Consider the following 8,778-nt stretch of genomic DNA (forward strand, 5'->3'; position numbering starts at 1 on the left):
GGAAAGCTGGGACGAGCTGAACAACTCGATCGACCGCCCGCTGCTCAACCGCGCCCTGCGCGGCACCTACCCGACCGGCTCGACCTACAAGCCGTTCATGGGCCTGGCCGGCCTGGAGACCGGCAAGCGCCAGATCGGCACCGTCATCATGGACGGCGGCTCGTGGACCTTTGGCGGCCACACCTTCCGCTCCGGCCACGCGCTGGGCCCGGTCGACCTGCACCGCAGCATCGTCAAGTCGAGCAACGTCTACTACTACATGCTCGCCAACGACCTGGGCGTCAACGCCATCCACGACTTCATGAAGCCGCTCGGCTTCGGCCAGCTCACCGGCATCGACCTGCCGGGCGAGGCGCGCGGCATCCTGCCCTCCACGCAATGGAAACGACGCGCCTACCGCCGCCCCGAGCAGCAGAAGTGGTATGCCGGCGAAACCATTTCGCTGGGCATCGGCCAGGGCTACAACAACTTCACCATGCTGCAGCTCGCCAGCGCGACGGCCACGCTGGCAGCCGGCGGCGTACGGCACACGCCGCACCTGCTCAAGGCCCGCAGCGATCCCGCGCACGGCGGCTTCGTCGACGAGCCGACGCCTGCCGGGCAGGGGCTCGGCTACAAGCGCGAGAACGTCGCGGCCGTGCTGCGCGGCATGGTCGGCGTGACGCAGGACGGCACCTCGCGCTGGGTGTTCAACGGCGCCCCCTATCTGTCGGGCGGCAAGACCGGCACCGCGCAAGCCGTCACCATCAGCCAGAAGGGCCGCTACAACGCCGCCAAGCTGGCCGAACACCAGCGCGACCACTCGCTCTACATCGGCTTCGCTCCGGCCGACGAGCCGCGCATCGCCGTCGCCGCCATCGTCGAGAACGCCGGCTTCGGCGCCGCCGCTGCCGCGCCGCTGGTGCGACGCGTCATGGATTACTGGGTCGCCGGGCTGGTGCCGAGCGAAGAAGACATGCAGGCGATGGCGCGTGGCCAGGCCAGCGCGCCGATCGGCACGCCGCGCCGCGTGGCCGACGTCTACCCGTCCCTGGCGGCGGCGCTCGCACCGTGAGGTGACGCCCCCCCTGAGTCGTGGCACGCCTTCCCCCTGGAAGGGGACGCACCCGGTGGCCCGGCAGACCCCGGCCACGGGTGCGCCGGATGGCCTGTTCCGCCGCCCTTTGAGCCGCGCCGTTGCGTGCGTCGCGGGTGATGCGATGCACCGCGAGAAGCCGATTTCATCCTGCTGCGCGGGCGCGCCGGGCGTTCGTCCGCGCCTATTTCATCGATAAAAACAATCGATTTCACTTTTTCATTTGTTGTTCTTATGATTACCTGGCGGTCCGCAGCCGCCCCGCGCAACCCTGGATGCAGGAGCTTCCCATGAGCGAAGACAAGATGAAGTGCCCGGTCACCCACCTGACCACCGACTTCGGTGCCCCCGTCGCGACCAACCGCGACAGCCTGACCGCCGGCCCACGCGGCCCGCTGCTGGCCCAGGACAACTGGCTGAACGAAAAGCTCGCCAACTTCGTGCGCGAGGTCATTCCCGAGCGGCGCATGCACGCCAAGGGTTCGGGCGCCTTCGGCACCTTCACGGTGACGCATGACATCACCCAGTACACCCGCGCCAAGCTGTTCGAGAAGGTCGGCAAGCAGACCCAGATGTTCGCACGCTTCACCACCGTCGCCGGTGAGCGCGGCGCCGCCGACGCCGAACGCGACATCCGCGGCTTCGCCCTGAAGTTCTACACCGAGGAGGGCAACTGGGACATGGTCGGCAACAACACCCCGGTGTTCTTCATCCGCGACCCGCGCCAGTTCCCGGACCTGAACAAGGCCGTCAAGCGCGACCCGCGTACCAACCTGCGCAGCGCCACCCACAACTGGGACTACTGGACGCTGCTGCCCGAGGCGCTGCACCAGATCACCATCACCATGAGCGATCGCGGCATCCCGGCCAGCTACCGCCACATGCACGGCTTCAGTTCGCACACCTACAGTTTCTGGAACGCCGAGGGCGAGCGCTTCTGGGTCAAGATGCACTTCAAGACCCAGCAGGGCATCCGGAACCTGAGCGACGCCGAGGCCGAAGCCATCGTCGGCAAGGACCGCGAAAGCCACCAGCGCGACCTGTACGAAGCGATCGAGCGCGGTGACTTCCCCAAGTGGACCCTGTACGTGCAGGTCATGCCCGAGCTGGACGCCGAGAAAGTGCCCTACCACCCCTTCGACCTCACCAAGGTCTGGCCGCACGCCGATTACCCGCTGATCGAAGTCGGCGAGTTCGAGCTGAACCGGAACCCCGAGAACTTCTTCCTCGACGTCGAGCAGAGCGCCTTCTCGCCCAGCAACCTGGTGCCCGGCATCGGCGTCAGCCCGGACCGCATGCTGCAGGCGCGCCTGTTCAACTATGCCGACGCCCAGCGCTACCGCCTGGGCACGAACCACCACCAGATTCCGGTGAACCGCGCGCGCTGCCCCGTGCACAGCAACCACCGCGACGGCACCGGCCGCGTGGACGACAACTACGGCGGCCTGCCGCACTACGAGCCCAACAGCTTCGGCCAGTGGCAGGGCCAGCCCGAGTTCGCCGAGCCGCCGCTGCGGATCAACGGCGAGGCGAAGCACTGGAGCTTCCATGCGGATGATGCCAACTACTTCGAGCAGCCCGGCAAGCTGTTCCGCCTGATGAGGCCCGAGCAGCAGCAGGCGCTGTTCGACAACACGGCACGCGCCATGGGCGATGCGCTGGATTTCATCAAGATGCGCCACATCCGCAACTGCCACGCGGCCGATCCGGCCTATGGCGCGGGGGTGGCCAAGGCGCTGGGCATCGATCTCGCCACGGCGCTGGCGTCCAGGAAGGACGACCCGATGAACGGCAACCCGCTGGTCAGCCTGCCGGCCTGACCTCCGGTCCTCGGGCCCTGCGCGGCCAGGCACCGCACCGGTGCCTGGCCGCGCGCACGTTGGCGCGACTCCTGCGAAGATCGGGGCATGCCCACGCTCGAGCCGGAACCGCCGCCAGCCGATGCCCCGCGTGTGCCCCCGCGCGCCACCGGCGGCCAACCGGATGCCGACTTCAGCCTGCGCCGCATCGCCCTGCCCGCCTTCGGGCCCTCGCTCATGCTGGGCATCGCCGAGGGCGCGATCTACCCCATCCTGGCGCTGAGCGCGCTCGAGCTCGGCGCCAGCGCGGCGCTGGCCGGCTTCATCGTCGCCCTGGTGCCGATCGGCCAGATGCTGGGCAACCTGCCGGCCGCCGCGGTGGCCAGCGCCTGGGGCGAGCGCCGCGCCATGGTGAGCTCGGCCGTCGCCGGCCTGCTGGCCCTGCTGCTGTGCCTGGCGGCGCCCAGCCTGTGGCTGTTCGGCGCCGCCGTGTTCGCGCTCGGCCTGGTCGGCGCGGTGTTCAAGCTGGCGCGCCAGACCTGGCTCACCGAGGCCGCGCCGCTGGCCCTCAGGGCACGCGCCATGTCGACGCTGGGCGGCACGGTGCGCATCGGCATGTTCATCGGCCCCTTCGTCGCAGCGGCCTTCATCCACGTCTTCGGCCTTGCCGGCGCCTACTGGGCCGCCACCCTGGCCATGGCCGGCGCCGGGGTGATCGCCTTCGCCGTGCCCGAGCTGGAGGCGCCCCGACGCGCCGGGCGCCGCCCGTCCGCGCGCCATGTCATCGGCCGCGAGATCCACGCCTACGCGCACGTGTTCCTGACCCTGGGCCTGGCCACGGCCCTGGTGTCGGCCCTGCGCGCCTGCCGCCAGGTGGTGATCCCGCTGTGGGCCGAATCCATCGGCCTGGACGCGACCGACACGGCGCTGATCTACGGCCTCATGGGCACCGTCGACATGCTGCTGTTCTATCCGGCGGGCCGCATCATGGACCTCTGGGGGCGGCTGTGGATCACCCTGCCGAGCATGCTCGTCATGGGCGCCAGCTTCCTGGCGCTGCCGCTGACCACCGGCTTTGCCAGCCTGCTCGCCGTCAGCATGGTGCTGGGCCTGGGCAACGGCATCGGCTCGGGCCTGATCCTCACCATCGGCGCCGACGCCTCGCCGCGCGTCGGCCGCACCGAGTTCCTCGCCATCTGGCGCGTCATCTCCGATGGCGGCGGCGGCGCCGGTCCCCTGCTGCTGTCCGGCCTGACGGCCCTGGTGTCGCTGGCCGGCGGTATCGCCGCCATCGGCAGCCTGGGCTTCGTCGCGGCCTGGATGTTCTGGCGCTGGCTGCCGCGGCACATCCAGGCTTGAAGCAGACCCCCTTGCTGGGGTGACAAATGACGGATGACCTCGCTGTGCCTCAATGACAAAGGTCATTCATCCTGCCGGTGCCAGCCTGCGCCATTCGTCGCATTTCTGAATGCGCAGCGGCATGCGGCGCGCCCCGATATTCACGCAGGGCCGAAGCGCCACATGCCTGCATCGACAAGAACACCCTGACGCGAGCCAGGGCGGACGCAGGAGGCGGATTGGCGCGGCTGGCGGGGATCGAACCCACGACCCTCGGCTTCGGAGGCCGATACTCTATCCACTGAGCTACAGCCGCTGTGGTGACAGCCGGCCATTATCGCCGATCAGGGTGAGGCGGTGGCAGCCGGGTCCGGCTCGAGCCCGACGCCGCGCAGGAAGGCTCGCACCGACACCGCGGCCGTGGCCTCGAGGTCGAAGCTCTCGTCCAGCAGCCAGCTGTAGATCAGGCCGTGCACCATGGCGTAGAACCCATGCGCCAACTGGTCGGCCGGCGCCGGGAGCGGTCGGCCGCGCAGCGCCGTGGCGCGCTCGAACACCTGGCGCTCGCGCTCGGTGTTGAGCCGGTGCATCTGGATGTGGCGGTCGATCACCGGGCCCAGCTCGTCCGTGTGCTCGACCTTCTGCATGGCCACGCGCAGCACGCGGCGCGTCTGCGCGTCATGCACGATCTGGCGCAGCGCACGGCGCAGGTGTTCGCACAGGCGCGCCAGCGGGTCGCCGCCTGTCGCCAGCAGGCCTTCCAGCTCGGCGCCCAGGGGCAGCGCAACGCGGTCCATCATGGCGTTGAAGACCGCCGCCTTGTCCTTGAAGTGCCAGTACAGCGCGCCGCGCGTGACGCCGGCCGCCTGAGCGATGTCCGACAGCGCGGTGCGCGACACGCCGCGCTGCTGGAACACGCGCTCGGCGGCGTCCAGCAGCGCCTCGCGCGTCGCCTGGGCTTCTTCCTTGGTGCGTCGAGCCATGGTGTTGGAAAACGGGGAAAATACGCGGGAATCACCGCCCGCGAATCAATCCGAAAGCGAATTCTATCGCATACATCCACGGATGTATGTATAATTTTTTGCTGTTCCGCGGGTCGAACCCGCCGCCAGCGGTTCGGATCGTGGCTGATTGTCTGCGGTCCACGCGTGGTGATTGGCACCTCCCAGCCGTGCTTGCCAGAGGCAGGCACGGCTTGCCTGATTTCCGAGCCGAATTCCTTCCCCATGTCCATCCTGCAAGCCTTCCGCCTTCCTCCTTCGCGCCGGCTGGCGCTCCTCGGTGCGGCCGCCGCACTGGCGCTCGCCGCCTGTGGGGGTGACCAGGGCAAAGGGGCCGGGCCGGCCGGCGCCGGCCAGATGCCGCCGCCCGAGGTGGCGGTGCTGGCGGTGCAACCCGGCACGGTGAGCCTGAGCACCGAACTGCCTGGCCGCCTGGAGGCCTCGCGCGTGGCGCAGGTGCGCGCCCAGGCCACCGGCATCCTGCAGAAGCGCGTGTTCACCGAGGGCAGCGACGTCAAGGCCGGACAGACCCTCTACCGCATCGACCCGGCCCCCTACGAGGCGGCGCTGCAAAGCGCGCAGGCGCAGCTCGCCCAGGCGCAGGCGGCGCTGGCGCAGGCGAGCGCGCTGGCGGCGCGCTACAAGCCGCTGGTGGCGGTGCAGGCCGTGAGCCAGCAGGACTACGACACCGCCGTGGCCGCCGAGAAGGCGGCGCAGGCGCAGGTGGCGGCCGGCAAGGCAGCCGTGCGCACGGCCGGCATCAACCGAAACTACGCCACCGTGACGGCGCCGATCAGCGGCCGCATCGGGCGTTCGCTGGTCACAGAAGGCGCGCTGGTCAGCGCCCAGGAGGGCACGCAGCTGGCGACCATCCAGCAGGTCGACCCGCTCTACCTGAACATCACGCAGTCGGCCAACGAGGTGCTGCGCCTGCGCGAAGCGCTGGGCGCGGGCCAGCTTGCGCGCGCCGGCCAGGGCGAGGCGGCGCGCGTCGAGATCGTGCTGGAAAACGGCCAGCCCTACGGCACGGCGGGCCGCCTGCTGTTCACCGATCTCGCGGTCGATCCGGCCACCGGCCAGGTCAGCCTGCGCGCCGAGGTGCCCAACCCGCGCGGCCTGCTGCTGCCGGGCATGTACGTGCGCGCGCGCCTACAGCAGGCCCAGGTGGACGAGGCCATCCTGCTGCCACAGCAGGCGGTCACGCGCGGCAGCCAGGGCGACAGCGTGCTGGTGGTCGCGCCCGATGGCGCGGTGGCGCCGCGCCCGGTGCGCATCGAAGGCGCCAAGGATGGCCAGTGGATCGTCACCGGTGGCCTCAAGCCCGGCGAGCAGGTGATGGTCGAAGGCGCGATGAAGCTGATGATGGGCGCCAAGGTGGTCAAGCCCGTGCCCTGGCAGCCGGCCCGGCCCGCGGCCGCGCAGGCCGGCGCCGCACCCGAAGCCGACGCTGCCGCCGGCACCGCTGAAGCCGCCCCCGCAGCCACGCGCTGATCTGCCCATCAGGACCGACGCATGGCCAAGTTCTTCATCGATCGCCCGATCTTCGCCTGGGTGATCGCCCTCTTCGTCATGGTGCTGGGCGCGACGGCGATCACCCAGTTGCCGATCGCGCAGTACCCCCCGGTGGCGCCGCCCACCATCGTGCTCAACACCATGTATCCGGGCGCCTCGGCCCAGGTGCTGGAAGACGCCGTGCTGTCGGTGATCGAGCGCGAGATCAACGGCGCGCCCGGCATGGCCTACATGGAATCGGTGGCGCAGGCCGACGGCAGCGGCTCGATCACCATCAGCTTCGAACCCGGCACCAATGCCGACCTGGCCCAGGTCGAGGTGCAGAACCGCCTCTCACGCGCCACGCCGCGACTGCCCCCGGCGGTGGTGCAGCAGGGCGTGCGGGTCGACAAGTCGCGCTCCAACTTCCTGCTGTTCGCCATGCTGGCGTCGTCGGACCCCGGCTACGACATCAACGAGCTGACCGACTACGCCTCGCGCAACGTGGTGCCCGAGCTGCAGCGCCTGCCCGGCATCGGCCAGGCCCAGCTGTTCGGCGCCGAGCGCGCCATGCGCATCTGGCTGGACCCGAGCAAGCTGCAGAGCTTCAACCTGTCGACCGCCGACGTCGCCGCCGCCATCGGCCAGCAGAACGCCCAGGTCTCGGGCGGCGCCATCGGCGACCTGCCGCTGGTGGCGGGCCAGGACATCACCGCCACGGTGGTGGTGCCGGGCCAGCTCAGCACCGTGGAGCAGTTCGGCCGCATCGTGCTGCGCGCCGACAGCAGCGGCGCCGCGGTCTACCTGAAGGACGTGGCGCGCATCGAGCTGGGCGCGCAGAGCTATGCCTCGACCGCGCGCCTGAACGGCAAGCCGGCGGCGGGCATCGGCGTGCAGCTCTCGACCACCGGCAACGCGCTGGCGGCGTCGCAGGCGGTGCGCGCGCGCCTGACCGAGCTGCAGCAGTTCTTCCCGGCCACGGTGAGCTGGATCATTCCCTACGACAGCTCCAACTTCGTGCGCATCTCGATCAGCGAGGTGGTCAAGACCCTGCTGGAAGCCATCGCCCTGGTGTTCCTGGTGATGTTCCTGTTCCTGCAGAACTGGCGCTACACCATCATCCCCACCATCGTGGTGCCGGTGGCGCTGCTGGGCACCTTCGGCGCGCTGCTGGCCTTCGGCATGTCGATCAACGTGCTGACCATGTTCGGCATGGTGCTGGTGATCGGCATCGTGGTGGACGACGCCATCGTCGTGGTCGAGAACGTCGAGCGCATCATGAGCGAGGAAGGCCTGCCGCCGCTGGAGGCGACGCGCAAGGGCATGAGCCAGATCTCGGGCGCCATCATCGGCGTCACGGTGGTGCTGATCTCGGTGTTCGTGCCGCTGGCCTTCTTCCAGGGCTCCACGGGCAACATCTACCGCCAGTTCGCCGCCGTCATGGGCGTGTCGATCTTCATCTCCGCCTTCATGGCGCTGTCGCTCACGCCGGCGCTGTGCGCCACCCTGCTCAAGCCCGTCGAGGCGGGCCACCATCATGAGAAGCGCGGGTTCTTCGGCTGGTTCAACCGCCGCTTCACGCGCGCCACGCGAGTCTACGAAGGCGTCGTCGTCCGCCTGCTGCGCCGTACCGGTCGGCTGATGCTGGTCTACCTCGCGCTGGCCGCGGTGGTGGGCTGGCTGTACCTGCGCCTGCCGACCTCGTTCCTGCCGCAGGAAGACCAGGGCAATGTGCTGGTCAACATCCAGCTGCCGCCGGGTGCCACGCAGCAGCGCACGCAGAAGGTGGTCGAGCAGGTCGAGCACTACCTGCTCGCGCAACCCGAGGTGCAGAGCATGGTGGCCGTGATGGGCTTCTCGTTCTCCGGCCAGGGGCAGAACGCCGGCATCTCGTTCGTCACGCTCAAGCCCTGGGACGAGCGCAAGGGTGCCGAGCACGGCGCCGGGGCGGTCGCGGGCCGCGCCATGATGGCGCTCGCCGGCATCAAGGACGCCTTCGTGTTCCCGCTCAACCCGCCGCCGATCCCGGAACTGGGCGTGAGCTCGGGCTTCACCTTCCGCCTGCAGGACCGCG

Annotated in this window: 6 protein-coding genes and 1 tRNA gene; 5 read left to right on the plus strand and 2 right to left on the minus strand. The window is 69.8% G+C overall.

The features are described 5' to 3' along the window. The 3 genes from PKA16_RS14930 to PKA16_RS14940 all read left to right on the plus strand — a co-directional run. Window positions 1–1,054: penicillin-binding transpeptidase domain-containing protein (locus PKA16_RS14930; protein ID WP_324404337.1), on the plus strand; the 1,054-nt coding region annotated here is incomplete at its 5' end. Between the two features lie 311 nt (window positions 1,055–1,365). After that, on the plus strand, window positions 1,366–2,895 hold the full coding sequence (locus tag PKA16_RS14935; protein ID WP_324404339.1) for a catalase: 1,530 nt from the start codon (window positions 1,366–1,368) through the stop codon (window positions 2,893–2,895). 216 nt (window positions 2,896–3,111) lie between these two features. Continuing rightward, entirely contained in the window at window positions 3,112–4,233 is a 1,122-nt protein-coding gene (locus tag PKA16_RS14940; protein WP_324404347.1) for an MFS transporter, read from the plus strand. 219 nt (window positions 4,234–4,452) lie between these two features. Here the strand turns inward: PKA16_RS14940 and PKA16_RS14945 are convergent. Continuing rightward, window positions 4,453–4,528: transfer RNA gene (locus tag PKA16_RS14945), tRNA-Arg, on the minus strand. A 28-nt stretch (window positions 4,529–4,556) separates the two neighbouring features. Next, complete coding sequence (locus tag PKA16_RS14950; RefSeq protein ID WP_324404341.1) at window positions 4,557–5,195, minus strand: TetR family transcriptional regulator; 639 nt, start codon at window positions 5,193–5,195, stop codon at window positions 4,557–4,559. Between the two features lie 243 nt (window positions 5,196–5,438). Here PKA16_RS14950 and PKA16_RS14955 point away from each other — a divergent pair, with 243 nt between their 5' ends. After that, the gene (locus tag PKA16_RS14955) at window positions 5,439–6,704 is read left to right on the plus strand and encodes an efflux RND transporter periplasmic adaptor subunit (RefSeq protein ID WP_324404343.1); all 1,266 of its coding nucleotides are present in this window, start codon (window positions 5,439–5,441) and stop codon (window positions 6,702–6,704) included. 21 nt (window positions 6,705–6,725) lie between these two features. Next, window positions 6,726–8,778 (plus strand): efflux RND transporter permease subunit (locus PKA16_RS14960; RefSeq protein WP_324404345.1); only part of this gene is annotated, 2,053 nt, incomplete at its 3' end.

It is taken from the genome of Ottowia sp. (genome assembly GCF_035325765.1).
Lineage (GTDB): Bacteria > Pseudomonadota > Gammaproteobacteria > Burkholderiales > Burkholderiaceae_C > Ottowia.

Coding starts and splice junctions, on each gene's coding strand:
- PKA16_RS14940 (WP_324404347.1), top strand. CDS start 3,112: ATGCTGGGCATCGCCGAGGGCGCGATCTACCCCATCCTGGCGCTGAGC.
- PKA16_RS14955 (WP_324404343.1), top strand. CDS start 5,439: ATGTCCATCCTGCAAGCCTTCCGCCTTCCTCCTTCGCGCCGGCTGGCG.
- PKA16_RS14950 (WP_324404341.1), bottom strand. CDS start 5,195: ATGGCTCGACGCACCAAGGAAGAAGCCCAGGCGACGCGCGAGGCGCTG.
- PKA16_RS14935 (WP_324404339.1), top strand. CDS start 1,366: ATGAGCGAAGACAAGATGAAGTGCCCGGTCACCCACCTGACCACCGAC.